32 protein-coding genes and 2 riboswitches are annotated in these 26,973 nt (G+C 42.8%); of the genes, 5 read left to right on the top strand and 27 right to left on the bottom strand.

The features are described from left to right. Positions 1 to 39: 39 nt before the first annotated feature. The 21 genes from ACP7A0_RS04785 to ACP7A0_RS04885 all read right to left on the bottom strand — a co-directional run bounded on the left by ACP7A0_RS04785 (position 40) and on the right by ACP7A0_RS04885 (position 15,206). On the bottom strand, positions 40 to 936 hold the full coding sequence (locus ACP7A0_RS04785) for a polyprenyl synthetase family protein (RefSeq protein WP_189288356.1): 897 nt from the start codon (positions 934 to 936) through the stop codon (positions 40 to 42). Beyond that, the gene (locus tag ACP7A0_RS04790) at positions 920 to 1,180 is read right to left on the bottom strand and encodes an exodeoxyribonuclease VII small subunit (protein ID WP_003215880.1); all 261 of its coding nucleotides are present in this window, start codon (positions 1,178 to 1,180) and stop codon (positions 920 to 922) included. Before ACP7A0_RS04790 ends, ACP7A0_RS04785 begins: the two co-directional genes overlap by 17 nt. After that, positions 1,177 to 2,523: an exodeoxyribonuclease VII large subunit gene (gene xseA / locus ACP7A0_RS04795; protein WP_426004410.1), complete on the bottom strand. Its 1,347-nt coding sequence runs from the start codon at positions 2,521 to 2,523 to the stop codon at positions 1,177 to 1,179. The genes ACP7A0_RS04790 and xseA overlap by 4 nt, the downstream gene beginning before the upstream one ends. 70 nt (positions 2,524 to 2,593) lie before the next feature. Beyond that, the gene (gene folD / locus ACP7A0_RS04800) at positions 2,594 to 3,445 is read right to left on the bottom strand and encodes a bifunctional methylenetetrahydrofolate dehydrogenase/methenyltetrahydrofolate cyclohydrolase FolD (protein WP_106031010.1); all 852 of its coding nucleotides are present in this window, start codon (positions 3,443 to 3,445) and stop codon (positions 2,594 to 2,596) included. Positions 3,446 to 3,456: 11 nt separating this feature from the next. Further along, a complete protein-coding gene (gene nusB / locus ACP7A0_RS04805; protein ID WP_034661255.1) occupies positions 3,457 to 3,852 on the bottom strand; it encodes a transcription antitermination factor NusB in 396 nt (131 codons plus the stop codon). Positions 3,853 to 4,063: 211 nt separating this feature from the next. Beyond that, positions 4,064 to 4,471, bottom strand: a complete 408-nt coding sequence (locus tag ACP7A0_RS04810) for an Asp23/Gls24 family envelope stress response protein (protein WP_034661256.1) — start codon at positions 4,469 to 4,471, stop codon at positions 4,064 to 4,066. Positions 4,472 to 4,496: 25 nt separating this feature from the next. Further along, positions 4,497 to 5,846, bottom strand: coding sequence for an acetyl-CoA carboxylase biotin carboxylase subunit (gene accC, locus ACP7A0_RS04815; RefSeq protein WP_034661258.1), 1,350 nt, complete (start codon positions 5,844 to 5,846; stop codon positions 4,497 to 4,499). An 11-nt stretch (positions 5,847 to 5,857) separates the two neighbouring features. Then, positions 5,858 to 6,334 carry an acetyl-CoA carboxylase biotin carboxyl carrier protein gene (accB, locus tag ACP7A0_RS04820; protein ID WP_034661259.1) on the bottom strand — a complete coding sequence of 159 codons (477 nt, stop codon included), beginning with the start codon at positions 6,332 to 6,334 and terminating at the stop codon, positions 5,858 to 5,860. Positions 6,335 to 6,528: 194 nt separating this feature from the next. Further along, a complete protein-coding gene (locus ACP7A0_RS04825; protein ID WP_034661997.1) occupies positions 6,529 to 7,161 on the bottom strand; it encodes a SpoIIIAH-like family protein in 633 nt (210 codons plus the stop codon). Next, complete coding sequence (gene spoIIIAG, locus ACP7A0_RS04830; protein ID WP_426004414.1) at positions 7,161 to 7,832, bottom strand: stage III sporulation protein AG; 672 nt, start codon at positions 7,830 to 7,832, stop codon at positions 7,161 to 7,163. The genes ACP7A0_RS04825 and spoIIIAG overlap by 1 nt, the downstream gene beginning before the upstream one ends. Further along, the gene (gene spoIIIAF / locus ACP7A0_RS04835) at positions 7,825 to 8,457 is read right to left on the bottom strand and encodes a stage III sporulation protein AF (protein WP_034661262.1); all 633 of its coding nucleotides are present in this window, start codon (positions 8,455 to 8,457) and stop codon (positions 7,825 to 7,827) included. Before spoIIIAF ends, spoIIIAG begins: the two co-directional genes overlap by 8 nt. Positions 8,458 to 8,470: 13 nt before the next feature. Next, positions 8,471 to 9,664: a stage III sporulation protein AE gene (gene spoIIIAE / locus ACP7A0_RS04840; RefSeq protein ID WP_034661263.1), complete on the bottom strand. Its 1,194-nt coding sequence runs from the start codon at positions 9,662 to 9,664 to the stop codon at positions 8,471 to 8,473. 19 nt (positions 9,665 to 9,683) lie between these two features. Continuing rightward, complete coding sequence (spoIIIAD, locus tag ACP7A0_RS04845; protein WP_087978339.1) at positions 9,684 to 10,097, bottom strand: stage III sporulation protein AD; 414 nt, start codon at positions 10,095 to 10,097, stop codon at positions 9,684 to 9,686. Then, positions 10,094 to 10,300, bottom strand: coding sequence for a stage III sporulation protein AC (gene spoIIIAC, locus ACP7A0_RS04850; RefSeq protein WP_003153142.1), 207 nt, complete (start codon positions 10,298 to 10,300; stop codon positions 10,094 to 10,096). The genes spoIIIAD and spoIIIAC overlap by 4 nt, the downstream gene beginning before the upstream one ends. A gap of 19 nt (positions 10,301 to 10,319) precedes the next feature. Continuing rightward, positions 10,320 to 10,835, bottom strand: a complete 516-nt coding sequence (gene spoIIIAB / locus ACP7A0_RS04855; protein WP_106056073.1) for a stage III sporulation protein SpoIIIAB — start codon at positions 10,833 to 10,835, stop codon at positions 10,320 to 10,322. Then, positions 10,829 to 11,752 carry a stage III sporulation protein AA gene (gene spoIIIAA, locus ACP7A0_RS04860; protein ID WP_066030674.1) on the bottom strand — a complete coding sequence of 308 codons (924 nt, stop codon included), beginning with the start codon at positions 11,750 to 11,752 and terminating at the stop codon, positions 10,829 to 10,831. Before spoIIIAA ends, spoIIIAB begins: the two co-directional genes overlap by 7 nt. 66 nt (positions 11,753 to 11,818) lie before the next feature. Beyond that, a complete protein-coding gene (locus ACP7A0_RS04865; RefSeq protein ID WP_066030673.1) occupies positions 11,819 to 12,103 on the bottom strand; it encodes a YqhV family protein in 285 nt (94 codons plus the stop codon). Between the two features lie 382 nt (positions 12,104 to 12,485). Continuing rightward, the gene (efp, locus tag ACP7A0_RS04870) at positions 12,486 to 13,043 is read right to left on the bottom strand and encodes an elongation factor P (RefSeq protein WP_012010541.1); all 558 of its coding nucleotides are present in this window, start codon (positions 13,041 to 13,043) and stop codon (positions 12,486 to 12,488) included. Positions 13,044 to 13,068: 25 nt separating this feature from the next. Further along, a complete protein-coding gene (locus ACP7A0_RS04875) occupies positions 13,069 to 14,130 on the bottom strand; it encodes a M24 family metallopeptidase (protein WP_060596826.1) in 1,062 nt (353 codons plus the stop codon). Beyond that, positions 14,127 to 14,570: a type II 3-dehydroquinate dehydratase gene (gene aroQ, locus ACP7A0_RS04880; RefSeq protein ID WP_003215787.1), complete on the bottom strand. Its 444-nt coding sequence runs from the start codon at positions 14,568 to 14,570 to the stop codon at positions 14,127 to 14,129. The genes ACP7A0_RS04875 and aroQ overlap by 4 nt, the downstream gene beginning before the upstream one ends. 108 nt (positions 14,571 to 14,678) lie before the next feature. Continuing rightward, positions 14,679 to 15,206: a YqhR family membrane protein gene (locus ACP7A0_RS04885; protein WP_066030670.1), complete on the bottom strand. Its 528-nt coding sequence runs from the start codon at positions 15,204 to 15,206 to the stop codon at positions 14,679 to 14,681. 222 nt (positions 15,207 to 15,428) lie between these two features. Between ACP7A0_RS04885 and ACP7A0_RS04890 the strand changes: the two genes are divergently transcribed. Further along, entirely contained in the window at positions 15,429 to 16,385 is a 957-nt protein-coding gene (locus tag ACP7A0_RS04890) for a DUF1385 domain-containing protein (RefSeq protein WP_060596827.1), read from the top strand. 38 nt (positions 16,386 to 16,423) lie between these two features. Continuing rightward, positions 16,424 to 16,819 (top strand): SA1362 family protein, encoded by a 396-nt coding sequence (locus ACP7A0_RS04895; protein WP_060596828.1) that lies wholly within the window; start codon positions 16,424 to 16,426, stop codon positions 16,817 to 16,819. On the opposite strand, the gene ACP7A0_RS04900 is transcribed toward ACP7A0_RS04895, so the two are convergent. From ACP7A0_RS04900 to ACP7A0_RS04910, 3 genes are all read right to left on the bottom strand, one after another. Further along, positions 16,816 to 17,691, bottom strand: a complete 876-nt coding sequence (locus ACP7A0_RS04900) for a patatin-like phospholipase family protein (RefSeq protein WP_060596829.1) — start codon at positions 17,689 to 17,691, stop codon at positions 16,816 to 16,818. The genes ACP7A0_RS04895 and ACP7A0_RS04900 overlap by 4 nt on opposite strands. Positions 17,692 to 18,003: 312 nt before the next feature. Next, complete coding sequence (mntR, locus tag ACP7A0_RS04905; RefSeq protein WP_003215946.1) at positions 18,004 to 18,438, bottom strand: transcriptional regulator MntR; 435 nt, start codon at positions 18,436 to 18,438, stop codon at positions 18,004 to 18,006. Between the two features lie 85 nt (positions 18,439 to 18,523). Then, complete coding sequence (locus ACP7A0_RS04910; RefSeq protein WP_003216009.1) at positions 18,524 to 19,360, bottom strand: lipoate--protein ligase family protein; 837 nt, start codon at positions 19,358 to 19,360, stop codon at positions 18,524 to 18,526. 220 nt (positions 19,361 to 19,580) lie between these two features. Between ACP7A0_RS04910 and ACP7A0_RS04915 the strand changes: the two genes are divergently transcribed. Next, positions 19,581 to 19,961 carry a rhodanese-like domain-containing protein gene (locus ACP7A0_RS04915; protein ID WP_024718853.1) on the top strand — a complete coding sequence of 127 codons (381 nt, stop codon included), beginning with the start codon at positions 19,581 to 19,583 and terminating at the stop codon, positions 19,959 to 19,961. Between the two features lie 44 nt (positions 19,962 to 20,005). Here ACP7A0_RS04915 and gcvPB read toward each other — a convergent pair whose 3' ends face one another. Genes gcvPB through gcvT form a run of 3 tightly spaced genes read right to left on the bottom strand, consistent with a single transcriptional unit; the run spans position 20,006 to position 23,916 of the window. Further along, positions 20,006 to 21,463: an aminomethyl-transferring glycine dehydrogenase subunit GcvPB gene (gcvPB, locus tag ACP7A0_RS04920; RefSeq protein ID WP_066030668.1), complete on the bottom strand. Its 1,458-nt coding sequence runs from the start codon at positions 21,461 to 21,463 to the stop codon at positions 20,006 to 20,008. Further along, positions 21,456 to 22,802 (bottom strand): aminomethyl-transferring glycine dehydrogenase subunit GcvPA, encoded by a 1,347-nt coding sequence (gcvPA, locus tag ACP7A0_RS04925; protein ID WP_106061669.1) that lies wholly within the window; start codon positions 22,800 to 22,802, stop codon positions 21,456 to 21,458. Before gcvPA ends, gcvPB begins: the two co-directional genes overlap by 8 nt. Before the next feature lie 16 nt (positions 22,803 to 22,818). Beyond that, positions 22,819 to 23,916, bottom strand: a complete 1,098-nt coding sequence (gene gcvT, locus ACP7A0_RS04930) for a glycine cleavage system aminomethyltransferase GcvT (protein WP_066030667.1) — start codon at positions 23,914 to 23,916, stop codon at positions 22,819 to 22,821. 104 nt (positions 23,917 to 24,020) lie between these two features. Further along, positions 24,021 to 24,116, bottom strand: a riboswitch (glycine riboswitch). Positions 24,117 to 24,119: 3 nt separating this feature from the next. After that, a riboswitch (glycine riboswitch) is annotated at positions 24,120 to 24,227 on the bottom strand. Positions 24,228 to 24,477: 250 nt separating this feature from the next. Between gcvT and ACP7A0_RS04935 the strand changes: the two genes are divergently transcribed. Further along, on the top strand, positions 24,478 to 26,148 hold the full coding sequence (locus ACP7A0_RS04935) for a DEAD/DEAH box helicase (protein WP_060596833.1): 1,671 nt from the start codon (positions 24,478 to 24,480) through the stop codon (positions 26,146 to 26,148). A gap of 14 nt (positions 26,149 to 26,162) precedes the next feature. Next, on the top strand, positions 26,163 to 26,960 hold the full coding sequence (locus ACP7A0_RS04940) for a YqhG family protein (RefSeq protein WP_034661279.1): 798 nt from the start codon (positions 26,163 to 26,165) through the stop codon (positions 26,958 to 26,960). Positions 26,961 to 26,973: the final 13 nt, after the last annotated feature.

Consider the following 26,973-nt stretch of genomic DNA (forward strand, 5'->3'; position numbering starts at 1 on the left):
TACCACAATTGCTCGAGGACCCTCAAATCTAGGCTGTTTTTAATGATCTCTTGAGGCAATTAGATCACATAAATCATGCAGCAATTGCTGCTCTAATTGAAGATTTGAGACAATTTCTTTTGCACGTGTGATGTGCTCATGCAGTTTTTCTTTTGCTCCTGAAAGCGTTAATAAAGAAGGATATGTCGACTTTTCATTTGCTGTATCAGAGCCGACCCGTTTGCCGATTTTTTCTTCGTTTCCTTCAAGATCTAAAATGTCATCACGGATTTGAAACGCAATGCCAATATGATAGCTGAATTCCCTTAGCTTTTCGATATCGTCATCTGATGCTCCTGCCAGCATTGCACCTGCCGCGACGCTGAACGTAAGAAGCTTTCCTGTTTTACGGGCGTGAATGGATTCTAGTTCAGCAAGCGATACTTGTTTTTGCTCTGCTTCCATGTCGTCAAATTGACCGCCAACCATTCCTAGTGCACCTGCTGACTTTACAAGCTCCTCTACAATTCTGAGCTTTTGGTCAGCTGAGACGCTGCTAGACAGCTGTGATGTAATCAGGCGGAAGCTTTCTGTTAAAAGGGCATCACCTGCGAGAACCGCTGTTGCTTCTCCGTACACTTTATGATTTGTCGGTATTCCTCTGCGAAGGTCATCGTCGTCCATGCAAGGAAGGTCGTCATGTATCAATGAATACGTATGAATCATCTCAACTGCACAGCCGACAGGTATACCGTCTTCTTCGTTTTTACCGTAGGCATGTAATAGAGCAAGAACGAGAACAGGTCGAAGCCTTTTCCCGCCCGCTTTAAGAGAATAGAGCATAGAAGATTTCAGGTCTTCTGGAATCGTCAATTCCTGAACATATGTAAATAAATAATCTTCAATGGCCTGTTTTCGTGTTGTTAAAAATTCATTTAAATTACTTGTCACCAGCATCTGCCTCCTTCACTGAGAAGGGAGCCAGCTCACCGTCCTCTTTTAAAATGAAATCCATTTGCTTTTCAACATGCTGTAATTTTTCATGACAAAGCTTCGAAAGGGTCATGCCTTCTTGGAAATAATGAATGGCCTGCTCAAGTGGTACATCTCCTTCCTCGAGCTTTCCCACAATCTCCTCAAGACCTTTCATCGCCTCTTCAAATGTCATTTGTTCTTCTTTTTGTTTATTGGATTCTGTCATGATGATTGCCTCTCCTTCTCAATAACCTCACAAATCAGACGTCCATCTTTCATCGTGATAGTCAGCTGATCCTTCGTCTCTACTTGGTTCACACTTTTTATCAGTTCTTCTTCTTTATAGGCTAAGCTGTAGCCTCTTTCCATCACTTGAAGTGGATTTAATGCATTTAGTTTACCAAGAACCGATTGGAACTGCGAATGAATTGTTTTCATTTGCACATTCATACTGCGGATGAGCTGTTCTGATTCATTGGCGTGGCGTTTTTTCGCCTGAAGCAGCTGCTCTTTAGGATGAAGCGGCTTCAGCCTGTATGTTTGTCTGTCTAGTTGACTGCGTTTTTGCTCAATTTGTCTCGTCAGCTGTTTTTGAAAACGGTCAAATACCAAATCAAATTGCTGCTCTTTTTGCTCCTGTAATCGTTTTGGAAAACGGAAGGCATACGAGGATTGCAGCGCCACAAGACGGTCTTTCGCTTGTGAGGTTTGATTCTTTACCGCTCTTGTCAGCCGTATATCGATTGATTTGATTCGTTCAATTAAATCGGTCGTGCTTGGAACAGCAAGTTCGGCTGCTCCTGTTGGTGTGGGTGCTCTCATGTCTGCAGTGAAATCACTGATCGTAAAGTCTGTTTCGTGCCCAACTGCAGATATGATTGGAATGTCTGATGCGAAGATGGCCCTTGCGACAGCTTCTTCATTAAAGGCCCAAAGTTCTTCAATCGAACCGCCTCCTCTTCCGACAATCAAGACATCACAGAGCTGTTTTTCATTCGCTTCCTTGATCCGTTCTACGATGGAACGGGTCGCATGTTCACCTTGGACAAGCGCCGGAAGCACAATGATTTTCGCCTGCTGATAGCGCCGGTTGATGGTCGTAATGACATCTCGAACAGCCGCTCCTGTTGGAGATGTAATCACACCAACAACCTCTGGATATTCAGGAATTGGTTTTTTATAGCGCGCATCAAATAAGCCTTCACTTGCCAGCTTTTTCTTCAGCTCTTCATAAGCAAGATGAAGAGCACCAACACCATCAGGCTGCATTTCTTTTGCATATAATTGATAGTTGCCGCTTGGTTCATATACTTGAATCCCGCCGCGTACAAACACCTTCATTCCGCTCTTAGGAGAGAAAGGCAGCTTAGACGCAGAGCGCTGGAACATGACAGCTTGCATGCGTGCGTTTACGTCTTTTAAGGTGAAGTACACATGTCCTCTTGAATGAATCTTTACATTGGATAGCTCACCTTTGATCCAAATATCTTCTAAATGCGGATCAACATCAAATTTTCTTTTTATGTATTTTGTAAGGGCTGTGACCGTCACAAAGGCTTTTTCACTCATGACGCATTCCTCCTCTTCAAAAACGCACATTCATCCACCAGCAGCATGCAGGTGGATGAATGGATAAAGCTTATGCTAATGTACGTTTTGCTGATTTAACCGTATTGTGTGCAAGCATCGTAATCGTCATTGGACCGACTCCGCCAGGGACTGGTGTGATATAAGAAGCTTTTTCTTTTGCCTCTTCAAAATCAACATCTCCAACAAGCTTCCCATTATCTAAACGATTGACTCCTACATCAATAACAATAGCGCCTTCTTTAATTTGGTCAGCTTTAATAAAGTTTGCTCGACCGACGGCAACAACTAAAATGTCCGCTTTCAACGTATGTTCTGAAATATTCACTGTTCTTGAATGGCAATAAGTAACCGTTGCGTTTTCGTTTAACAGCAATTGCCCTACTGGTTTACCGACAATATTGCTGCGTCCCACAACAACGACTTCTTTTCCAGAAAGATTAACACCCGTTTTGTTTAGTAATTCAACAATGCCTGCTGGTGTACATGGAAGGAATGTGTCCTCCCCAAGCAGCATTTTCCCGATATTCAATGGATGGAAACCATCAACATCTTTTTCAGGTGAAATACGTTCAATAACGGCTTTTTCAGAAATATGTTTTGGCAGTGGAAGCTGAACAAGAATCCCGTGGAATTGGTCGTTCGCATTGTACTGATCAATCAGCTGAAGCAATTCTTCTTCTGTTAAAGAAGCATCTAAATGGTCAAGCTGGAAATGCATCCCCATTGCTTCTGCTGCTTTCTTCTTCCCGCGCACGTAAGAAAGTGAAGCCGGATCATCACCGATTAGAATAACGGCAAGACCAGGTGTGACTCCTTTTTGTTTTAGCTCTTCTACTTCTTTTGCTAATTGCTCACGCTTTTCTTTTGCTGTTTCTTTCCCATCGATGATTGTTGCTGTCATGTCGAATCCTCCTATTGCTGCTTTAGGTCGTTTTTAATGTTTGAAAGTACACCATTTACAAATTTCGGTGCTTTATCATCACCGAATAATTTGGCCAATTCAATCGCTTCATTCATCGAAACACTAAGCGGGATATCTTCTTGATACACCATCTCGTACACAGACAGCCTTAAAATGGCTCTGTCTACGTTTGCAATACGATCGAGTTTCCAATTCACTAGATGCTGTGAAATCATGTCATCGAGCTTGTCCTTTTGTTCAAGCACACCGAAAACCAGTTCCTCGAAAAAAGGATCTGATTCTTGTTCATCCAGCGCATGTGTAATGGCCTCTTTCGGATCAATATTGCTCACATCAATTTGAAATAATGTTTGTAGCGCCTTTTCTCTTGCAGTTCTTCTTTTCATTATTTACTCCTTTAACCACTTTATCCGCTTGTCGTTAAGCCATACAGAGATCATAACATATTTTGCCCGTGGTCGCACCAAGATCCATGCGAGCTGTGACGAAAAACGAATCAATCAACGCGTGAGATCATTATTATTCGGAAATGACCCAAAAATGGGCTTTAAAAAACCAAAGAGGCAATGCCTCCTTGGTTTCACTTGAACTCTTTTTTTACATTTCTTGATCTACTTCAGCCTCAGATGCTTTAGTATCAAATTGAATACCAACGACATGAATATTGATTTCATTAATCGTCAAGGCAGTCATGTTCAAAAGAGTTTGACGGATATTTTCTTGGACAGCAGTGGATACCTTTGGAATGGATAGGCCAAATTGAACCACACAGTATACATCGATTGTGATGCCTTCATCAGAGACATCTACTTTCACACCTTTACGGTGATTTTTCTTACCAAAGCGTTCTGCTACATCAGCAGCGAAATTGCCGCGCATTTCGGCAATGCCTTCGACTTCTGAAGCGGCGATCCCAGCAATGACCTCAATCACTTCTGGTGCAATTTGCACTTTTCCCAATTGATCTTCATCAAGGTTCATTTCAAGCAAATTGTTTTCTGACACGATCATTCACCTCCGAAAGCTATGATTATTTCATGATTTGGTATGTTTCTAAAAACTTCGTATTAAAATTACCGCTCACAAATGTTTCATGCTCAAGCAATCTTAGATGGAATGGGATCGTTGTGTAGACTCCTTCAATGACGAATTCTTGAAGCGCGCGTTTCATTCTCGCAATCGCTTCTTCTCTCGTCTTACCATATGTGATCACCTTTGCAATCATACTATCGTAATATGGCGGAATCACATAGCCCGGATAAGCGGCAGAATCAACACGTACTCCTAGACCGCCTGGCGGAAGATACATTTTAATTTCACCAGCTGATGGCATGAAGTTTTTCTCTGGGTTCTCTGCATTAATACGGCATTCGATCGCCCATCCTGCATATACGACATCCTCTTGTGTAAGAGAAAGTTTTTCACCTGATGCAACTTTAATTTGTTCTTTGATCAAGTCAACACCTGTGACCATTTCTGTTACAGGATGCTCTACTTGAATACGGGTATTCATTTCCATGAAGTAGAATTTCTCTTCATTATAATCATAAATGAATTCGACTGTTCCAGCACCAGTGTATTCAACAGCTTCTGCTGCTTTTACGGCTGCTTCACCCATTTGCTCACGGATGTCTGCATTCAGCGCTGGTGATGGCGTTTCTTCAAGAAGCTTTTGCATTCTTCTTTGGATCGAGCAATCACGCTCTCCTAAGTGAATGGTATGGCCATGCTGATCTGCAAGCACTTGGATTTCCACGTGTCTAAAGTCTTCAATGAACTTCTCTAAATAGACGCCAGGGTTACCAAAGTTTTGCGCTGCTTCCTGCTGCGTGATGGTAACACCATTAATGAGCTCTTCTTCGGTACGAGCCACACGGATTCCTTTACCGCCGCCGCCTGCAGTTGCTTTAATAATGACAGGATACCCAATACTTGCTGCTGTTGAAACAGCATCATCAAGATCTTTTACAATTCCTTGAGAACCAGGAACAATCGGAACCCCGGCATCTTTCATTGTTTCCCTTGCGACATCTTTCGTTCCCATTTTGGAAATCGCTGACGCAGTTGGACCAACAAAGATGACATTGCATTCCTCGCAAAGCTCTGCAAAGTCTGCATTTTCAGCAAGGAAGCCGTATCCTGGATGGATGGCATCTGTCCCTGTTAATTTTGCTACACTGACAATATTCGTGACATTTAAATAACTATCTTTTGAAGCAGTCGGTCCGATGCAATATGCTTCATCAGCCATTTGAACATGAAGCGCATCGCGATCCGCTTCAGAAAATACCGCAACTGTTTCAATTCCAAGCTCTTTACAAGCGCGGATAATTCTAACTGCGATTTCTCCTCTGTTTGCAATTAATAGCTTTTTAATCATGATCGTACTCCTTACTCTGCTTTCACTAGAAAGAGGGGTTGTCCGAATTCTACAAGCTGACCGTTCTCAGCTAATACTTCGACGATTTCACCTTTTACTTCTGCTTCGATTTCATTAAACAGTTTCATCGCTTCTACGATGCACACAACTGTGTTTTCCTTCACCTTAGAACCTGTTGTCACGTATGGACCTGCTTCTGGTGAAGATGAAGCATAAAATGTGCCAACCATTGGGGATGTGATTTTATGCAGATTTTCAGACGCAGCTGCCTCTTGTGCAGGGGCTTCGGTCTGAGCTGGAGCTTGTGCTTTAGGAGCTTGTTGAGCTGGAGCTGCTTGGACAGGAGCCACTGGTGCCGCAACTTGCTGAACGACTTCTTTATTTTTCTTCAGTTTGATTTTTGCACCTTCGTTTTCGTACGTAAATTCATCAATTGTAGATTCGTCAATTAATTTAATCAGTTCATGAATTTCTTCAATTTTTAACATGGATTTGCACCCCTATGTATGGATTTATCTTTTTCTTATAGGCTAGTACTAAAAGTACATACTATAACCATCTTACAGGAGGATTTCAATGAATTCAACTACTATTGTGGCGAAGCGCCTCGCGAAAGCACCTTGGAGAGGGCGCCAAACCGCATCAAAAAACGCCCTTTTCGGCAAGGGCGCCTGTTCATTTTTTATTGATTGGAGGGCTCAAAAGTGACAGCTACGTTATCAAGACCTCTCATTTCTTTTGTGACCATATCAATAATATCGGCCGCTTGGGACTTTGATTTTTTGTCAGAACGAACCGTGATGCTCACTTTATCTCCTTCAGCACTCACTAGCGCATCTTTATATCCTTTTGTTTTAATTAAGGTTTCGAGCTGACGCTCCGTCCCTTCTGCCTCACTAAGCGCTGTCATTTGATCATACGCTTCACTTTTTTCTTGTGCTGTTGCATCATCACTGGATACGATTTCGTTGAACTCTTCGCGCTGTTTGCTTCGTTTATCTTCAAGCTCTAATCTGTATGTTGTAAAAAGCTCATCGTCTGTTTGCTCCGACACAGCCTTTCCTTCTTCACCGCTTGTTTCGATATCCTCTTGTTTGCCATTTGTTTCTTTGTCAGTGGACTTCTCATCAGTGCCTTTTTCCGTTCCTTTGTCCGTCCCTTTTTCTGTTTCAGTCTTTTTCTCTTCCGTTCCTTTTGATTTCATATCTTCTACTGTCACTGCATTTTCACCTTGTGGAGACATGATATAGTACACACTTAAGACGACAACTAAACTTAGCATCGTTAATAGCCAAACCGTTTGTTTTTTTAACATCATTCCGAATCCTCCTTGATTTTTTTAGGGGCAACAGCCACTCTATGGCTCGCTACATCAAGCACTCGTGTAACCGCTTCAATGATGGTTTTCTTTATTTGAACGTTGTCTACTCCTTGAGCAACAACGAGGACACCGCGAATATCTGGTTTTTTCGTTTGAACCACTACAGGTGTTTCTTCATTGCCATTTTTGATGATGACGATTTCTTCTTCTTTTGTTTGATCAGTGACACTTCGCACGCCGCCTTCTTTATCTGTTTCCTCGGTCGTTGTGCTTTTATTGGATTTGTTTTTTTCAAACACTTTTAAAGAAGTTGCGTCTACATTGACCACAATCGATACATCCTCAACGCCAATGATGGTCTCTAAAATTTCTTTCAGCTGATTTTCGTATTCTTGCTCCACATCCTCAATCGAATTCTTTGATTTACTTGACGATGCCGGCTTGAATACCTCCTGCTCTTGTGAGGATGTTTTTTTAGAAGCAGGAACAGCAGCCTGTTCTTTGCTTGATGGCGGTGACAAGATCTGACTGACTAACATGAAAGATACGCCGATGATGAATACAAGCAGCAAGTAATGGTGCTTCGTTAATTTTGGTTTCCCTTCACCTTTTTCAGGCGGCTGCAAGAATGATTTCAGCTTTTGTTTCCAGTCCTTGTTATTCATGATCTGCTGCGTCACCTCCCTCAATGTTCAGCGCAATGTGCTCAGGACTCGTATTCCAAACATCAGCAAGTGTCTCTTTCACCCTCGTGATCTCTTTGCTAGAAGATTCAGCGCTTTCCTCCTTTTGCGTGGAGAGATCAATGTCCACCTTTGCCACCGTTTCTACAGCATCACCTGTGAGCGGGGAAAGAACTGCTTTGATGCGAAATTGATCCGCCTCCATATTCTGATCCAGGTGCTCCTCATCTGCCAGCACTTCTACGTGTTTCATTTCATAGCTCTCCTTCTCCAGTGGCTCCTTTGCGCTTTTTTCTAGTTGGACAGCCATTTGCTTTAAAATATATGCACGCTGAGAGGCTTGTATTTCTTTTTTTTCTAAATTCATCTGATTTTTTATTTCTTCTGACTGTGCTTCTTCCTTCCCCTTCATCAATTCCGAAAAAATTTGGTCAGGGTCTGCCCGAAATAAAGCAAAGATCGGATTGAGCATCACCACAATCAGCAGCAGGCTGACGACCATTTTGGCATACTTTTGCATGCTTGAATTGGGAAGCAGAAGATCAATGACAATCGCAAATAAGATAAAGAGAATAATACTTGTGATCCATTCCGTGAGAAAACTCAAAAGGTGTCCCTCCTTACTTCATCATCATGGTCAAGTTGCCAGCAGTGATAATGACGGTAATGCTTAAAAAGAACATGAGCGACACGACAGCAAGTGCGGCAAAGATATAAAGAACACTTTTTGAAATGACATCAAGACAGCTGATGATCGGTCCGCCTCCTAATGGCTGAAGAATGGCTGCGGCAAGCTTATATATAAGGGCTAGTGAGAGCACTTTAATCGCCGGGAAGGCGGCAATTGAAATGAGAATGGCGACGCCAACAAGTCCGACCGTATTTTTGAGTAACACAGAGGCACTGATCACGGTATCCGTCGCATCTGTAAACATTCTGCCAAGGACAGGGATGAAATTTCCGGTAATAAATTTGGCTGTACGAAGAGCGATTCCATCCGTAATTGCAGCAGATGCACCTTGCACAGAAATGACGCCAAGAAAGACAGTTAAAAAAACGGCTAACCCGCCTATCGCCACATTTCTTAACAGCTGGGCAAGCTGGGTGACCTTGTATTGTTCGGTCAGCGTACTGACAATGCTCAATATCGCAGATAAAAAGATAAGGGGAAGAACGACATATTGAATAAAAACGCCGCTCGTATTCATCAAAAATAAAATAACGGGATGAAAGAATCCGGCTGAGACAAGCCCGCCTGATGAAGCAATAAGTGCTAATAAAAGAGGAATAAGAGCAAGAATAAAACTGGTCATCGTTTGAATGGCTTCTGTTGCATAAGAAATCGCCACATGAAAGCTGTTGAGTGCAATAATGATCAGCACCATATAAACAAGAGCGTATGCGACTTTACTGACGGTGCTTTGCTCAAACGCATTCTGCAAAAGCTGCAAAAGCGAACAAAAGATGGTGAGTAAAATCAGTGTACCTAGGAGCTTTCCGTTTGCTATGACCTCGTGAAAAAGATAATGAACAAAGGCTTTCAGCCATGTTTGGGGAGACAGCTCTTTATCGCCATCAATCATTTCCTTCACTGTGCCTTTTTGGCTTTCTGGCAGAAAGCCGCCATACTCGTCCAATATGGTTTCCCAAAAGTCATTGATGGATTGAAGCTCTAGTGCATCAGCCTGTCCATTCGCCACTTCTTCTGCTGCTGGTTCTTCATTTGATAAAGGTACTTTCTCTTCTGCACCTGCATGCGGAGCGATCAGCCAGAAGAAAAGCATCAGTCCCATAACAGCTGTCACCCGTTTCATTGTCATCACCTCTTTTCAATTACGTCATGGACGGGATCATACCTAAGATGGTCTCAATGATGACTGTTAAAATAGGGACTGCCATGACCAAGATGAGAATTTTGCCGCCAAGCTCTATTTTTGATGCAATGGCGCCTTGTCCAGCATCTTTTGTCAGCTGGGCGCCGAATTCTGCAATATAGGCAATGCCAATAATTTTTAAAATGGTTTCAACATACTTCATATTGACGCCGGCGCTTGCCGCAATTTTTTCAATCATCGAGATAATGGCATAGATTTGATCAATTAAATAAAGAAAAATCACACATCCTGTAAAAACAACAAGCATAAAGGCGAAGGTCGGCTTTTGTTCTTTGACGATTAATGCTAAAAAAGTAGCGATTAAACCAAGTCCAACAATTTGTATGATTTCGATTTGTAAGCCCTCCCCTATCCTTGAAATAGAAATACGGCTTTAATCTTTTTAAACAAATCATCTACAATGGTTGCCACCATAAACAAAATGTAGATAAACCCAAGCAGCGTGACCCACTGAGCATACTCCTTTTTCCCCATTTGATCTAAAATCGTATGGAGGAATGCCACAACGATGCCTACTCCCGCAATTTGAAAAATGACGTTTACATCAACGCCCATGCTCTCGACTCCCTTCCTCTCACATCAATAAAAGAATCAGTAGTAATCCGCTTAAAAATCCGAGACTTCTGACCATTTTTTCATTTTTCGCTTGGGCGATTTCAGCTTCCTTCTCCTCCGATTCCAAATGACCTAAAGCAAGCTTGATATACTTTTGCTGAGAAGTGACATCATGCTGGCCAAGTGTTTCTCCAAAGTGCTTCAGTGCCTCATATTCGCCTTTTTTCAAAACGGTTTTTTTCCAAACATCCTCAAGACTCTCATTCCATGCATGCCGTGCCGAAAAAGTTCCGACTTTGAGTTTTTCTGCAAATTGTTCAAATAACCGATTCACAGGAGTACCTACTTGCGACGCAATTTGCTCTGCAGCCCGCGCTAGAGGCGTTTGCCCATACATAATTTCAGCTTCAAGAGACTGGAGCGCAAACCGAAGCTGCCGAATTTGTTTCGGCCGGTCGCTATATCGTTTGGCAAACTCGAACCCTCCCCAAGTCGTAGCCGCGACAATCAAGATAGCGCCAATGAGCTTTAACATACGTCCACTCCCCGCCTCCATTTCATCTCTTGTCCGTCTTGGTCATATATCCGCCTAATCGTGCCGGGACCATTCTTGCGATTTAATTCAACATATCGTTCAAATACTCGAAGCTCCCATAACGGCTTCAATGATGGACGTTTATACACATCTTCAAGTGAATAGCCATGAACTGAGACGATAATGGTGACTCCGGCATGAATCGCTTCTAAAAGTGCCTGTACATCCTCGCTTTTTCCGATTTCATCGACAATCATGACCTCTGGACTCATAGATCGAATCATCATCATCAAACCTTCAGCCTTTGGACACGCATCGAGCACATCAACCCGGTGTCCAAACTGGTGCTGCGGCACCCCTCTTATACACCCAGCGATTTCGGAACGCTCATCTATAATGCCTGTTTTTTTAGGAGGAATTGCTTTTGTGCCAGTACTAGCCAGTCTTGCTACATCCCGCAATAATGTCGTTTTCCCTGTTTGCGGTGGACCGATGATGAGTGTATTGCACCAGTGCTCGTCATATAAATAAGGAAGAAAGGGAAGCGCAATCCCGATTTTTTCTTTTGCGATGCGGATATTAAATGAAGAGATATCTCTTAATCCTTTGACAATGCCGTTTTCAACGATCACCTTTCCTGCAATTCCCACCCGGTGTCCGCCAGATATGGTGATGTAGCCTTGCTTTAGCTCTTCTTCAAGTGTGTACATGCTGTAATTGCTCAGCCTGCCTAATAGCTGAGACGCATCTTCTCCTGTTGTGCGATAAGAAAGAAAGCGCGGTTTTCCTCTTTGCATCAATTCAATAGGACGATCCGTGCGAATGCGGATTTCTTCTATTTGATCCCATTCTGCTTCTTTTAGCAGTCTAAGTTCTTGTCCAATCGAGTGCGGGAGAATATCCAACAAACTCCGCAACGAATTCCCCTCCTTTTTTTCTTCTCTAAAATGTATGATGGGAGCCGTTAATTATGCCAAGCCGTTTCACTTATAGATCCCAACAAGAATAAACACGACACCAATGAAAATAAAGACGAGCTTGGCATAGGATAACTGCCCTGCAATTTGATAGATTCCAATCGTCATCGTGATAATAAAAATGAGCGGCCCAATGATCGCCAATATACTATTGATGACAACCGCTTTTCGAACGTCATTTGTGACTAAAATGAGGATGGCGGCCGTCAGTTCAATCGCTGCCGATAAGAACCTCATGCCGGCCATTGCCGCTACTGACGGATGGATGCCTGGGAAAAGAAATGGTTTCATATAGAACCTCCAGCTTTTTTTACACTATATGCTTGTCTAGATGGAAGTAGTCTTGTTTTTCAGAAAGGAAAAGAGATGAATGAGAGAATTGAGAGAAGGTCTGCCTTTTGAGGAGTCTTACATGTTTTACAATAAAAAAAGACTGTAAACACGACGTTTACAGTCAAAGCGTGTAGACAAACCCTCGCATTCGGTGTCAGTCCTGCGCGCCGATGCTCACGAATGGCAAATTCGCTCCGCTTCGGTGCTCGTCCTTCCTAGACTTCAAAGGTTTTCTATCACGCTGAAAAGAAGACAAAGGGCTAAAATAAACGTCATTTTAGCCCTTTGTCAACAATCTAAAAAGACTGTAAACCTCGTGTTTACAGTCTTTCTTCGTTCATTACGCTCTTGACACGTATGAACCGTCTGATGTATTAATGACTAGTTTATCTCCTTGGTTCACAAAGAAAGGAACGTTGACGATTAAACCAGTTTCAGTTTTTGCAGGTTTTGAGCCGCCTGATGTTGTGTCACCTTTAATACCAGGCTCTGTTTCTACTACTTCTAGTTCTACCGTGTTTGGAAGTTCTACTCCAAGTGTTTCAGCACCGTACATCACAATTTGAACTGACATATTTTCTAGCAAATATTTCAGCTCATCTTTAATTTGTGTTTCACTTAGTTCAAGCTGCTCATAAGAACTTGTATCCATGAAGACATGCTGGTCGCCATTTGCGTACAAGTACTGCATTGTTTTTGTTTCAATTTGAGCTTTCGCTACTTTTTCGCCTGCACGGAATGTTTTTTCTTGAATGGCACCAGTACGCAGGTTACGCAGTTTCGAACGAACAAACGCTGCGCCTTTCCCTGGCTTTACGTGTTGGAAATCCACTACACGCCAAATACCGCCGTCCACTTCAATTGTCAGGCCTGTACGAAAATCGTTTACTGAAATCATTTTGTCATCCTCCTACATTTCACCATCATAATATGATAAGTTCTTTCGGTGAGTGGGTCAATCGTTTATTGCCGTCAGCTGTCAGGACAATATCATCCTCAATTCTCACGCCGCCGACATCCGGCAAGTAAATTCCCGGCTCAACTGTCACGACCATTCCTTCTTCTAAGACGACCTCTGATCGTGAGGAAAGGCCTGGCGCTTCATGTACTTCCATCCCTAGCCCGTGGCCAGTTGAATGCCCGAAGTATTGACCATAGCCATACTTTTCAATGATGTCACGTGTGATGCGATCAGCTTCTTTTCCTGTTAAGCCTGGCTTGATTCTATCCACACCAGCGTTTTCTGCTTCTAATACGATATGATAAATTTCCTTTAGCTTATCGCTCGGTGTGCCGACAGCAATCGTTCTTGTCATATCAGAACAATAACCTTTATAGTAAGCACCAAAATCGAGTGTGACTAAATCACCAGATTCAATCACCTTTTCACTCGCTCTTCCGTGCGGCAGGCTTGAACGAACACCTGAGGCGACAATCATATCGAATGAAGATCCTTCAGCGCCTTCTTTTCTCATGAAAAATTCAAGCTCGTTCATGACAGCAATTTCCGTCAAGCCCGGCTTGATGTAAGTGAGAATATGATCAAAGGCGTGATCTGCAATCTTCGCAGCTTCCTCTAATATCTTAATCTCTTCACTAGACTTAATCAAGCGCAACTTTTCAACTGATTCTGAGACCGGAACAAGCTCTATATCGCCTGCTTTATCTGCATACTGCTGGTACGTGGCAAATGTCATATGATGTTGTTCAAACCCAAGGCGTTTTATCCCAAATTCCTTTGCCGTTTGGGCTGCGGTTTCCACGATGTTTCCTTTATGTTCAATAATGTCGTAGCCTTTTACTTGGTCCTTCGCTTGCTCTGTATAACGAAAATCCGTGATAAAAGCTGCCTGGTCCTTTGAAACAACTGCAAGACCGGCTGAGCCAGTAAAGCTGGTCATGTACTGTAAATTAAAGCTGCTCGTAATGACAAGACCATCGATCTCTAATTCAGATAAAAGTGTTCTTAACTTTTCAAGTTTCATGATACTGCTCCCCCTTCACTCACTAAATAACGAATCGCCAATTTATACCCTTCTAAACCAAGACCAACGATTTGCCCTTGGCATACTGGAGCAAGTACAGAATGATGGCGGAATTCCTCTCTCTTATGAACGTTTGAGATATGTACTTCGACGACGGATAAAGAAATACTTGCAATGGCATCTCTCAGCGCATAGCTGTAGTGTGTAAAAGCACCCGGGTTAAACACGACTCCATCGTACTGATCTTCTGCCTCGTGGAGCGCATCAATCAAATCCCCTTCGTGATTCGATTGAAAGAACGTTAACTGGATATTGGCTCTTTCTGCAAACTGGAACAAATCCGTTTCTAAATCTGTCAGCGTCTTACTTCCGTAAACAGCCGGCTCTCTTTTGCCAAGCCTATTTAAATTGGGCCCATTCAACACAAGAAAATGAGGCATACAACCACTCCTTCACCCTAATTCAATCTATATCGAGATCTGTTTCTTTTTCATTAGAAACCTTTCGTTTCCAAAAATATTTTATCATATGAATAGGTGATTTACACTTTATTCTGTCTTTTTCCCGAGTGCCCTTGCAAGCTTCTGACTCGTTAATTCATTATATTCAAACGAAATACTGTACCCGACAAACATGCCATATAAAATATATAGGCAAAATGTCGTGACGATGGTGCTTTGCTGCAAATCTTGGACTTGCTTTACATCTGGGAAAATCGGATTAAATACGTAAAAAACGAGCAGCCATAAAAGCGCGCCATATATCAGCCCCATCCAATAGCCTTTGATTCGTTTTAAAACCCCATAATAAATAAAGGCTGCTCCAATCGATAAAACCCCTAAAAGCACAATACTAATAAAAGTGCCAAGTCCTCCCTTTTTCCACTCTCCGAGCACAAAAGGCTGAAGGAGCATATTGGGACTCACCTCTGAGAAATGAAACATATGGGTCAGAAACCCGATAAAGCCCCAAAAAACACCGCCAACAAAGCCTGTCGCAGCTGCTCTTGCCCACAGCGATGACGTTTGTACAGCCTGATTTGTCTCTTCTTGGTTTTTCTTTTCATCACGTTTCATTTGTGAACACCTCCAGCAAGTAGTATGTCCAAAATGTCATAAAAAAAAGGATTTCCATCCGTGAGTGTAAAATTTTTATAACAGGGTATACTGGCTAAAAAGAGGTAGATAGAATTCTAGTAGATAATCGACTTGTGCGCTAGTGATTTCCCCTCATTTCCTGTACAATAAAGGTATAAGGAAATGCATGTAAATTACAGGAAACAGGCAGGTTGATGAAATATGTCCAATCAAACAAAACGTCCAGCATATGGAGGGCAGGCAGTTGTCGAAGGTGTCATGTTTGGAGGTAAAAAGAACTATGTGACAGCGATTCGGCGAAAGGATCAGTCCATTGAGTTTTTGAAGCTTCCCCGGACCTCCAATAAACGAACCGCCTTTCTCAAGAAAATCCCCTTTGTCAGGGGTGTTGCTGCACTTGTTGAAGCAAGCGCAAATGGCAGTAAGCACTTGAACTTCTCCAGCGAGCGCTATGACTTAGATCCTTCAGAAGATCATACTCTTGAAAAAGAACAAAAAAGCTCGAAATTATCCATGATTTTCGGCATTGCTGTAATCGGAGTTCTCTCTCTTCTCTTTAGTAAATTTGTCTTTACCCTAGTACCTGTCTTTTTAGCTGAACTGGTGCGGCCCGTCTTTTCAGGGAATTTCGCACAAATCGCAGTGGAAACATTCTTTAAACTGGTCCTGTTATTAGGCTACATTTACTTTATTTCCATGACCCCTTTAATTAAAAGGGTATTTCAATATCATGGCGCAGAACATAAAGTCATAAACTGCTATGAACAGAATCTTGACATCACAGTGGAAAATGTACAAAAACAATCACGGCTGCATTATCGATGCGGTAGCAGCTTTATTTTATTCACTGTCATTGTCGGAATGTTCGTCTATTTACTCGTACCGACAGATCCTTTATGGGTGAGAGTTCTGAATCGCTTGGCGCTCATTCCGGTTGTTCTGGGCATTTCATTTGAAGTGCTTCAGCTCACGAACAAACTCCGAGAAGTGCCTGTGCTTAAAGTGCTTGGCTATCCTGGCCTTTGGCTGCAATTGCTCACAACAAAAGAACCCTCTGACGATCAAGTCGAGGTAGCCATTGCAAGTTTTAATGAACTTCTTCGTTTAGAGGAAGCGTCTGAGAAACAAGCATCAGATTCTGCTCATCAAGTGATCTAACTTATAAATCCGGTAAATTCCTTCGGAGGTGGACAGTTATGAATCGCCGAGTACATCCTGCTTTTACCATTATTTTCGCTTTAGGTGTTTTGGGATTTGTGTATTTACTCACAACGAATCCAGGCAGACTTTTTACAATGCTGCTATCAGTTGTGATCATTGGAGCGGCTCTATTTTTCCTATTTAGATGGCTGATGAATCGAAGAACTGGAACAGAGGGCAATCTTTATCGTAAAGCAGTCAAACAATCAAAACGTCGCTACCAGCAGCCTAAACCAAAAACGAAAAGCCAGATGAAAAATCGGGTCACTCATTTGCGAAGCGTGCCGACTGACCACAAGTCTAAGCCCGTCCTTCTCAAAAAGAAAAGCCAAACACAGTTAACTGTGATTGAAGGCAAGAAAAACAAAAAGAAAAATCGCGCCTTGTTTTAAAATGTCCAGCTTTTTAAAAATTGCTCGGCTTTCTGTCTGCCTAGATCGACAAGCGCCTTTTTCTTTTCTGTCTTCAGATGAAAATCAGTGGCAATGACGTGTTCTACAGGAATAAAAATAACATGACGTTCGTGTTTTGTGGCAATGTGTCTTTCGTCATGAGCACCACGCATCGTTTCAAAAAGAGCGCCAAACAGTTCAAACGCATTGCGGATGGAGTGTTGAGGGCGTTCTTTTTCGTTTGGGGTTAATGTGACACCGACGAACGGTCTTTTTTTCTCTTCCGCAAACAACCAAATTGGAAAATTGCTAAGCACTCCTCCATCCACAATGGTACAAATGCCTTTTGATGACCTTAGTTTGACAGGCTCGAAAAAATACGGCAGGCTGCAACTCATCCGAATCGCCCTTGCAACGGAAAAGCGCTCTGGATTTAAGCCGTATGAAGGAAGGTCGTCTGGCAGCACGAGGATTTTCCCATTTGTTAAATCGGAGGCAACAATTTTCAGCGAATCTTTTTTAAGATCTCCAAATACGGTAACCCCTTTTCGTTTTAAAACGTCTGTCAGCCATTTTTCCAGCCGGTCGCCTTTGTACAGACCGAGGCGCCAGTAAATGGATACCCACCTGAGCATTTGAAACGGAATGAATTGGCATCTCCTGTCAAGCAAGTGATGTTCCTCCATTTCATCTAAAAGCTCCCGAATCTCCTGACTAGTAAAACCTGCTGCGATGAATGAAGCAATGATCGCTCCAGCACTTGTACCAGCAAGGCGGACAAATTGATATCCTCTCGCTTCAAGCGCTTCATAGGCACCCGCAAGTGCTGCCCCTTTAATGCCTCCACCTGAGAACACACCATCTATCTTCATCAAGGAGCCCCCTTTGATATCACGCTATTAATAGTGTAAGAGCATATGCTTTCAATTAGAACTTTAATCAAAAAGGACACCCATGCTGAGGGTGTCCTTTCAGCGCGCGGACAAACCCTCGCATTCGGTGTCAGGTCTGCGCTCCGGTGCTCACGAATGTCAAATTCGCTCCGCTCCGGTACTCGCCCTTCCTAGACTGCAAAGGTTTTCAAGTCACGCTGAAAAAACAGAAGACAAAGGGCTAAAATAAAAATCATTTTAGCCCTTTGTCAACAATATGAAAGAACACCCTTGCTAAGGGTGTTCTTTTTCTTAAGATTCTTGATTTGTTTGTTCGTTTTTCTTTTGAATCGCTTTCAGCTGAACAGATCGCTCGTCGTTTTCTTCAAAGAATTGAACAAGATCGCCGATGCGGTCAATGCTGTTCCAGCTGAGATGATGTTCAATGCCTTCTACATCATCATAAATTTTCTCTTCATCTACACCAATGATTCTTAAAAATTGCTCTAGCAGTTCATGTCTGTATACGAGACGTTTTCCAATTTTTTTGCCTTTCGGGGTTAAAATTAGACCACGATACTTCTCATAAATGAGGTATTCATCTTTATCTAGCTTCTGAACCATTTTTGTTACAGAGGAGGGATGGACAGCGAGTGCTTCTGCAATATCAGAGACTCTGGCATATCCTTTTTCTTCTATCAGCATATATATTTGTTCAATGTAATCTTCCATACTAGGTGTAGTCATAAAACCCCTCCATAATGCACCTTTACTTAATAATCATAACAATTCTACACCATCGCCCATTAAAAAACAAGGAGTGTCCACTGTCTTAGCGCTTGTAATTCCACTCGTCTGAGGCATATTTCGTTTTGGCGAGATGATGGACAAACGCTAATTCTTCATCTGTCAGCTCATAAGGCACAAGCTCAATATTTAACCCTTTTTCAAATCCTCGTTTAAACGCAACACGCGCATCGTCTATTGTACAAGTTCGGTCTGAGATTTCATTGATGGCGACCGCTTTGTTTTTAAAGCTCCGCTGCATCCGCTCTCTCACACGGTCGTTTGGATAAAGAAATAAATCGAACAATTTGTCCTCATCAAGGTCAATTAAGATGGAGCCGTGCTGGAGGATCACTCCTTTTTGTCTCGTTTGAGCACTGCCTGCTACCTTTCTGCCTTCTACGACAAGCTCATACCAGGAAGGAGCATCGAAGCATACAGACGACCTTGGATTTTTTAAGCTTTCTTTTTCTTTATCTGTACGAGGAATGGCAAAATATGCATCGAGCCCCAGTTCTTTAAAGCCCTCTAAAATGCCTTCTGAAATGACGCGGTATGCCTCTGTCACCGTCGCTGGCATTTCTGGATGTTCCTCTGACACAATCACGCTGTAGGTCAGCTCCTGATCATGAAGAACCCCCCGCCCTCCAGTTGGTCTGCGGACAAACCCAAGACCATAGCGCTCGACTGCTTCCATGTTGATTTCCTTTTCAACATGCTGAAAATACCCAACAGACAATGTCGCCGGATTCCATCCATAAAAACGGATGACAGGCGGGATGAGCTTCTCACTATGCCAATAAAGCAAGGCTTCATCCATTGCCATGTTAAAGGCTGGGTCTTGATTTCCTGTATCAATGAAACACCATTTCTCTTTTTGCATATAAAAATCCCTTCTCTTTTACGTAGTCAATGTTAGATGATGGTGATGGCCACCGGTTTTCTCTCTTCATCAGTCTATCAAATAGGGAACGAATTGAAAATAATTCTTACCATTTATGATGACAAGTTTCTTTTGCTTTACTATAATAGTATTTGTCTAAAACGTACCATCAGACAGGCTACTGTGCTGATGCTCAAGAAGGAGTCGAGTTGTATTGTCAATATTCAACTATATCGTCCTCTCACTTTGTGGACTTTTCGTTCTTTATTCCATCGGCAGCTACATTTATCAGCAGCGCATTATGAAAACGCTGACGGAAGCAGAATTTATTAAAGGTTACCGCAAAGCTCAACTCATTGATGTGAGAGAGCCAAATGAGTTTGAAGGCGGACATATTTTAGGGGCAAGAAACATCCCCCTTTCCCAGCTAAAGCAGCGCAAAAATGAAATTCGTCCTGACAAGCCTGTTTATCTCTATTGCCAAAACAATTTAAGAAGCGGAAAAGCAGCTCAAACTTTACGTAAAAACGGCTGTCGTGAGATTTATAATTTAAAAGGCGGCTTTAAAAAATGGGGCGGCCGCATCAAAACGAAGAACTAACAAAAAAGACTCTGGGAGCGTGATCCCCCTGAGTCTTTTTTTCTTTATCTTTCAAAAACGAGGACTGGATTCCGCGCGGCCTTTGTTTCGTCCATTCGTTTGACGACCGTCGTATGCGGCGCTTCCTGTACCACTTCTGGATTCTCTTCTGCTTCTTTGGCAATCTGAATCATCGCTTCGATGAAGGCATCAAGAGTTTCTTTTGATTCTGTTTCAGTTGGTTCAATCATGATACATTCCTCTACATTGAGCGGGAAGTAGATCGTTGGCGGATGATAGCCAAAATCAAGTAATCGTTTGGCAATATCGAGTGTCCGCACACCTAATTTTTTCTGACGTTTACCTGAAAGAACAAATTCATGCTTACAGTGACGGTCAAATGGCAAATCGAAATGAGCACTTAAGCGGCGCATCATATAGTTCGCATTTAACACGGCATTATCCGTTACAGCCTTTAGGCCGTCTGGACCCATAGAGCGAATGTACGCATATGCTCTGACGTTAATGCCAAAGTTGCCATAGAACGGCTTCACGCGGCCAATTGATTCTGGTCGATCATCATCAAAGTAAAAGCGGCCTTCCTTCTTCACAAGCACCGGCTTTGGCAAGTACGGAATCAAATCCTTTTTGACGCCTACAGGACCTGAACCAGGGCCTCCGCCTCCATGTGGACCTGTAAAGGTTTTATGGAGATTTAAGTGAACGACGTCAAACCCCATATCCCCCGGTCTTGCTCTGCTTAAAACGGCATTCAAGTTGGCTCCGTCATAATAAAGCTTACCGCCAGCTCCATGAACGATTTCAGCCATTTCTAAAATATTTTCTTCGAATAGACCGAGTGTATTCGGATTCGTCAGCATTAAAGCAGCTGTTTCTTCATTGACAACACGGCGCAGGTCCTCTAAATCAACAAGCCCATTCGCATCAGATGCGACGGTAATGGTTTCAAATCCGGCCACTGTCGCAGATGCCGGGTTCGTTCCATGGGCAGAATCAGGCACAATGACTTTTGTTCGCTTATGGTCTCCTCTTGCTTCATGGTACGCACGGATCATCATGAGTCCTGTCCATTCCCCGTGTGCTCCTGCCGCAGGCTGTAATGTCACAGCGTCCATCCCAGTAATTTCTTCAAGATGAGCACCCAGGTCGTGGAGTAACTCTAATGCACCTTGCACAGTGTCTGCCTCCTGTAGTGGATGGACTTGCGCGAAGCCTGCAAGGCGTGCGACCTTTTCATTAATCTTCGGATTATATTTCATCGTACAAGAGCCAAGAGGATAAAATCCGGAATCGACCCCATGATTACGTCTTGATAATGCTGTATAATGACGCATGATATCAAGCTCAGATACTTCAGGAAGCTCAGCATCCTCATGACGGATATACGTGTCATCAAATAAAGACGGGATCTCCTGTTCAGGTACATCTAAATCAGGCAGGCTATAACCAATTCTTCCTTCTTTGGATAATTCAAAAATAAGCGGCTGATCTTGTTTATTCATGGCGATCCCCCAATTCCTTAATGAACGTATCAATTTCTTCTTTCGTTCTTAGCTCTGTTACGGCGACAAGCATGTGATGTTGAAGCTCTGGGTAGTCTATCCCTAAGTCATAGCCGCCGATGATTCCTTTTTCAAGCAATCGTTTATTGGCTTCTTTCACAGGCTCTTGTAATTTGATCACAAATTCATTAAAATGGGCCCCTTCTACATCAGCAAGCAGTCCATATGTTTGAGCCTGCGTCTTAGCATAGTGCGCTTTTTGCACGTTTTGATAGGCGATGTCTTTGATGCCTGTTTTTCCGAGTGCTGTCATGGCAACGGAAGCGGCTAATGCATTTAATGCCTGATTCGAACAAATATTGGACGTCGCTTTATCTCTCCGAATATGCTGCTCACGCGCTTGAAGGGTCAGCACAAACCCACGAACACCATTTTCGTCTTCTGTCTGCCCGACTAAACGACCTGGCACTTTTCGCATCAACTTTTTCGTCACAGCAAAATATCCGCAATGCGGCCCGCCAAACGCTGCTGGAATGCCAAACGGCTGTGCATCACCAACGACAATGTCTGCCCCAAGTTTACCTGGCGGCGTCAGTAACCCGAGTGCAAGCGGATTACTTGAGACAATGAACAGACTTTTTCCTTTATGCGCAATAGGTTCAATGTCTTTTAACGGTTCGACGACACCAAAGAAGTTTGGATATTGCATAAGAACTGCTGCTGTATCGTCACAGACGGCCTTCTCTAATGCTGCTAGATCCGTCTGCCCTTTTTTTGCAGGCACTTCAACAACTTCGATGTGCTGTCCTTTGGCGTATGTTTTTAGCACTGCTCTTGATTCAGGGTGAACCGTTTCAGAAACAACCACTTTTTTCTTTTTTGTGTGTCCCGCAGCCAGCATCGCCGCTTCAGCTAATGCCGTCCCGCCATCATACATCGAGGAGTTGGCAAGATCCATACCCGTCAGCTCAGCAATCATTGTTTGAAATTCAAAAATGGCTTGTAGTTCACCTTGCGAAATCTCCGGCTGATAAGGTGTGTATGCTGTATAAAATTCGGAACGTGAGATGACATGATCAACAATGACAGGCTGGTAATGATCATATACACCGGCACCAAGAAACGATGCATAGGAAACCGTATCCTTATTCTTTGCAGCTAATCGGGATAATTCCCTTACAAGCTCTGTTTCAGATGCGGCTTCTTTAATGTTGTATGCTCCTTTAAATCTCACTTTTTCTGGGATATCTGAAAAAAGCTCATCAATCGACTGAACGCCGATGACATCCAGCATTTCTTTTTGATCTCGCTCGGTTTGCGGCAGATACCTGTGCTTCATCCTCTATTCCCCCTCGTTATTTGGCTCTTTTATAAAATGGTGTTGCGACGATTTTAGCTTTTAGACGTTTTTTGCGAACTTGTACTTCCACCTCTGCCTGAAGCTGCGCCTGAGAAGATTCGATCAAAGCAAGCCCGACATTTTTCTTTAATGTTGGGGATTGTGTGCCGGTTGTGACAACCCCAATCTGCTTTTCTCCTGAAAAGACCGGATAGTCTGTGCGCGGAATCCCTTTATCGATCATTTCAATGCCGACAAGCTTTCGCTTCGCTCCCTCTTCTTTTTGCTGTTTGAGCGCTTCTTTGCCAATAAAATTGGCTTCTTTATCCGTTTTGACAGCAAAGCCAATCCCGCCTTCTAATGGAGAGATATCCTTTGTCAGCTCCTGGCCATAAAGCGGAAGTCTTGCTTCAAATCTTAAGGTGTCACGTGCACCGAGCCCGCACGGTATTAACCCTTTTGGCTCGCCTGCTTCTAATAAAGCCGACCAGATGTGGACCGCATCTTCTGACTGGCAGTAGATTTCAAAGCCGTCCTCCCCTGTGTAGCCCGTTCTTGAAACAAGCACTTCTTTTTGAGCGACCTCAGCTTTTGATAAAAATGTAAATGGCTTGAGAGATGTCACCTCTTCATCCGCCACATCTTTCATAATGTCAGCAGCAAGAGGTCCTTGAAGGGCTAGCAAGGCGATTTGATCCGAGACATTTTGGATCAATACGTCGTTCTCATCTTGATGCTGAAGCAGCCAATCCACATCTTTTTCAATATTTGATGCATTAATGACAAGCAGATAATTGTTCTTTTCTTTTTGATAGACGAGCAGATCATCCACCGTCCCGCCATCTTCATAGCACATGGCTGTATATAGTGCCTTACCGTCTGTCAGCTTAGACACATCATTGGTTAATAACCTTTGTAAAAAAGGAAGGGCATCTTGACCTTTGATTTCCACCTCACCCATGTGAGACACATCAAAAAGCCCTGCTTTTGTTCGAACAGCTTCATGTTCTTCTTTAATGGAAGAAAATTGGACAGGTAATTCCCAGCCCCCGAAGTCAATGGTTTTTGCGCCAAACGTTTCATACGCATGAAAAAGCGGTGTTCGTTTCAACATCAATCGTTTCCCCCTTTTTTCTTTCAGTGCAGATCACAAGCTGAATTTTCAGAAAAAAATCGCAGCAAAAAAGGACAGAGCGCTCCCTTTTATCAAAAAGAAGTCTCTGTCCTTGCACCTGAAAGTTTACAGCACAACAGCATTGTGCGTTTTCCCCTTTGGTGGTTTGCTAAAAATCGATGAGCAAACACTCTCCAGAGTTGCGTCCGGTAAGAGTACTTTTGCCTGAGAGATTCACTGAAACGATTCAGCTTGCTCCTTCGGCGCCTGCCAGTGCTAAATAACCGCCAAGTCTCTCCCCATACCATCATCCGCTCATATTCTTCACATTTATTGGACATACTATCAAAATGGGTGACTTATTTTCTAGATCACTTACCAACATCCTACCATTAGAAACGGATGAAGAGCAACAGAAAAATCATTAACATTTTTCAAACAAACATTCACTATCGTTCGCTTTTATTCATATATCTAGTCTTTTAAAGACCTCTTAAAAAATGAAGCGTTTAAATACAGAACAATTTTATCATTAACCTATTAGAAAGGCAGGCGATCACATTGAATATACAAACGATTTTTGATCAGGAATGGGCAAGTGAATTTCAGCAGCGGCTTGCAGCAGACGGCCCCTGGGCGAACTGGGAAATGTACCGTTTAGCGACGCAGGTTCAAAAAGTCACAGCCATTGATTCATTTGAAGGACTGCAAGCTCCCGCGCACCTGCCTGCATTCACGCCTTTAAAACATCAGCTTGAAGTAGCCAGAAGAGTCGTAGAAGAGATGAACGGAAAAGCCATTTTAGCAGATGAAGTGGGACTTGGAAAAACCGTAGAAGCAGGACTCATTATCAAAGAATACATGATTCGTGGACTTGCAAAAAAAATTCTCATACTTGTCCCCGCCTCCCTTGTGTCTCAATGGGTACAGGAGCTGCGGACGAAATTTTACATTGATGCTGTTGAACAAAAAAAGAGCTACGTGTGGGAGCAGTGTGACGTCGTGGTTTCCTCCATTGATACAGCCAAAAGACAGCCGCATCGAGACACCATTTTATCAATTGCCTACGATATGGTCATTATTGATGAAGCACACAAACTGAAAAACAATAAAACGAAAAACTATGAATTTGTGAGAAATCTAAATAAGAAATTCTGCCTGCTGCTGACAGCGACACCTATCCAAAACCGTATCGGAGAAATATTTAATCTCGTTTCCCTTCTGAAGCCAGGCCACCTCGGGAATGAACATCAGTTTAAAGATGTCTTTGCCAAAAAGGATTTACAGCTTGAAGACCACGACCGATTAAAACAGCTTGTGAATAAAGTGATGATTCGTAACCGAAGGCAAGACACGGGCATCGAGTGGACAAAACGGCATGTCAAAACGATTTCCATTGATTTCTCTCCAACGGAACAAGCTTTATATGATGAAATCTGCAAGCTGAAAGAGAACCCGTCTTATACAAAGCACATGTTTTCCATCATGACCTTGGAACGTGAATGCTGTTCAAGCCGCGAGGCGGTCTATATGACGATTAAAAAAATGCAGGAAGATGAAAAACATATCCTTGGATCTTCTGCTATAGCGCAAATTATGGAGAAAATCAATCAAGTTCAGCAAAACACAAAGGCGCTTGAAGTCGTCAAGCTTATTCAGCAGTTAAATGAAAAGGTCATTATTTTCACCGAATACCGCGCGACACAAATATATTTACAATGGTTTCTTCAGCAAAATGGCATCAGCTCCGTTCCTTTTCGAGGCGGCTTTAAGCGGGGCAAAAAAGATTGGATGAAAGATTTATTTAGAGAACGGGCGCAAGTGTTAATTGCGACAGAAGCGGGCGGCGAAGGAATCAACCTTCAGTTTTGTAACCAAATCATCAACTACGATCTTCCGTGGAACCCGATGCGTCTAGAACAGCGAATTGGACGTATCCACCGCCTTGGACAAGAGCGAGATGTCCACATTTACAATATGGCAACAAACGGAACCGTTGAGGAACATATCTTAAAGCTTTTATATGAAAAAATTCAGCTGTTTGAAAACGTCATTGGCGATCTAGATGATATTTTAACGCGAATAGATATCAAAGATGCCGAAACAGAACTACATCAGATTCTCTTTCAGCACGAATCAGACGGAGACATGAAAAAGAAATTAACCCAGTTTGCTTCCTATTTATCAGAAGCAAAAACACCACTTTTAGAAAAAAGACAGCAAGGCTCATAAAGGAGAGTTGATCAATGGAGCAGCGTGACATACATACCTTTCTTCTCCGTTTCTTTCAGGCAAATCAATGCGACATACTAGAAGAAAGTGCAGGACATATGACCGTACAACTAACCATCGATATGGATAAATTGATTATGAACCGCCCTTTTTATTGGCACTGGCTTGAAAAAACTGGTGGTGTACCAGAGCCGCGGCAATTGACCCTCATCACCGATCAAAAAAAAGTGGATGATACGATTGAGGGTGAATTTATCCACTTTGGCTCCCCTCGTTTATTTCAAATATTTGAAGCTGTCAAACAGCAGGGCCGTTTTATCCGTCTCTATGAACGAGTCACTCCGCTCACGAACAACCAGATCGCACTCGAGCCATGGCTTGGTCTCAATGTGAAAATTTCTTATCTCGCAGATCGAAAGAAGGATAAACTTTTATCACTAGGACTTCATCTAATACGCGGAGAAGTCGTTGAACAATTTCAAGAAAAGCTGGAAACCCGTGAGCTGTCATCTCAAATTCCCGATTATTGCTTTACAATGAGTACAATGATCAAGCCAGAAAGCGGAGTCAAACGGCTCTATAGTCTAATGGAGCGTTACGCCCATGAGGAACCAGACAATTGGGCGGTGAGAGCTGTTCAAAAATGGAAAGAAGACACTGAACTTTTAAACCAATTTTATGAAGGGACTTCAGACACGTCTGTAGAATATGAAATAGAAAGACAAGCACTTAAAACTTTATACGAACCAAAAATCAGTCTTACGATTGAAAATGGCGGACTTTTTTACTTACAGCAAAAAAGAGGAGGTTGACCCATAGGTCCCC

This window comes from Bacillus sp. DWP3-1, assembly GCF_049896565.1.
GTDB lineage: Bacteria > Bacillota > Bacilli > Bacillales > Bacillaceae > Bacillus.

Coding starts and splice junctions, on each gene's coding strand:
- ACP7A0_RS04785 (WP_189288356.1), bottom strand. CDS start 936: ATGCTGGTGACAAGTAATTTAAATGAATTTTTAACAACACGAAAACAG.
- ACP7A0_RS04790 (WP_003215880.1), bottom strand. CDS start 1,180: ATGACAGAATCCAATAAACAAAAAGAAGAACAAATGACATTTGAAGAG.
- xseA (WP_426004410.1), bottom strand. CDS start 2,523: ATGAGTGAAAAAGCCTTTGTGACGGTCACAGCCCTTACAAAATACATA.
- folD (WP_106031010.1), bottom strand. CDS start 3,445: ATGACAGCAACAATCATCGATGGGAAAGAAACAGCAAAAGAAAAGCGT.
- nusB (WP_034661255.1), bottom strand. CDS start 3,852: ATGAAAAGAAGAACTGCAAGAGAAAAGGCGCTACAAACATTATTTCAA.
- accC (WP_034661258.1), bottom strand. CDS start 5,846: ATGATTAAAAAGCTATTAATTGCAAACAGAGGAGAAATCGCAGTTAGA.
- accB (WP_034661259.1), bottom strand. CDS start 6,334: ATGTTAAAAATTGAAGAAATTCATGAACTGATTAAATTAATTGACGAA.
- ACP7A0_RS04825 (WP_034661997.1), bottom strand. CDS start 7,161: ATGTTAAAAAAACAAACGGTTTGGCTATTAACGATGCTAAGTTTAGTT.
- spoIIIAG (WP_426004414.1), bottom strand. CDS start 7,832: ATGAATAACAAGGACTGGAAACAAAAGCTGAAATCATTCTTGCAGCCG.
- spoIIIAE (WP_034661263.1), bottom strand. CDS start 9,664: ATGAAACGGGTGACAGCTGTTATGGGACTGATGCTTTTCTTCTGGCTG.
- spoIIIAC (WP_003153142.1), bottom strand. CDS start 10,300: ATGGGCGTTGATGTAAACGTCATTTTTCAAATTGCGGGAGTAGGCATC.
- spoIIIAB (WP_106056073.1), bottom strand. CDS start 10,835: ATGTTAAAGCTCATTGGCGCTATCTTGATTGTCGCGGCTACGACTTGG.
- ACP7A0_RS04865 (WP_066030673.1), bottom strand. CDS start 12,103: ATGAAACCATTTCTTTTCCCAGGCATCCATCCGTCAGTAGCGGCAATG.
- efp (WP_012010541.1), bottom strand. CDS start 13,043: ATGATTTCAGTAAACGATTTTCGTACAGGCCTGACAATTGAAGTGGAC.
- ACP7A0_RS04875 (WP_060596826.1), bottom strand. CDS start 14,130: ATGAAACTTGAAAAGTTAAGAACACTTTTATCTGAATTAGAGATCGAT.
- aroQ (WP_003215787.1), bottom strand. CDS start 14,570: ATGCCTCATTTTCTTGTGTTGAATGGGCCCAATTTAAATAGGCTTGGC.
- ACP7A0_RS04885 (WP_066030670.1), bottom strand. CDS start 15,206: ATGAAACGTGATGAAAAGAAAAACCAAGAAGAGACAAATCAGGCTGTA.
- ACP7A0_RS04890 (WP_060596827.1), top strand. CDS start 15,429: ATGTCCAATCAAACAAAACGTCCAGCATATGGAGGGCAGGCAGTTGTC.
- ACP7A0_RS04895 (WP_060596828.1), top strand. CDS start 16,424: ATGAATCGCCGAGTACATCCTGCTTTTACCATTATTTTCGCTTTAGGT.
- ACP7A0_RS04900 (WP_060596829.1), bottom strand. CDS start 17,691: ATGAAGATAGATGGTGTGTTCTCAGGTGGAGGCATTAAAGGGGCAGCA.
- mntR (WP_003215946.1), bottom strand. CDS start 18,438: ATGACTACACCTAGTATGGAAGATTACATTGAACAAATATATATGCTG.
- ACP7A0_RS04910 (WP_003216009.1), bottom strand. CDS start 19,360: ATGCAAAAAGAGAAATGGTGTTTCATTGATACAGGAAATCAAGACCCA.
- gcvPB (WP_066030668.1), bottom strand. CDS start 21,463: ATGAATAAACAAGATCAGCCGCTTATTTTTGAATTATCCAAAGAAGGA.
- gcvPA (WP_106061669.1), bottom strand. CDS start 22,802: ATGAAGCACAGGTATCTGCCGCAAACCGAGCGAGATCAAAAAGAAATG.
- gcvT (WP_066030667.1), bottom strand. CDS start 23,916: ATGTTGAAACGAACACCGCTTTTTCATGCGTATGAAACGTTTGGCGCA.
- ACP7A0_RS04940 (WP_034661279.1), top strand. CDS start 26,163: ATGGAGCAGCGTGACATACATACCTTTCTTCTCCGTTTCTTTCAGGCA.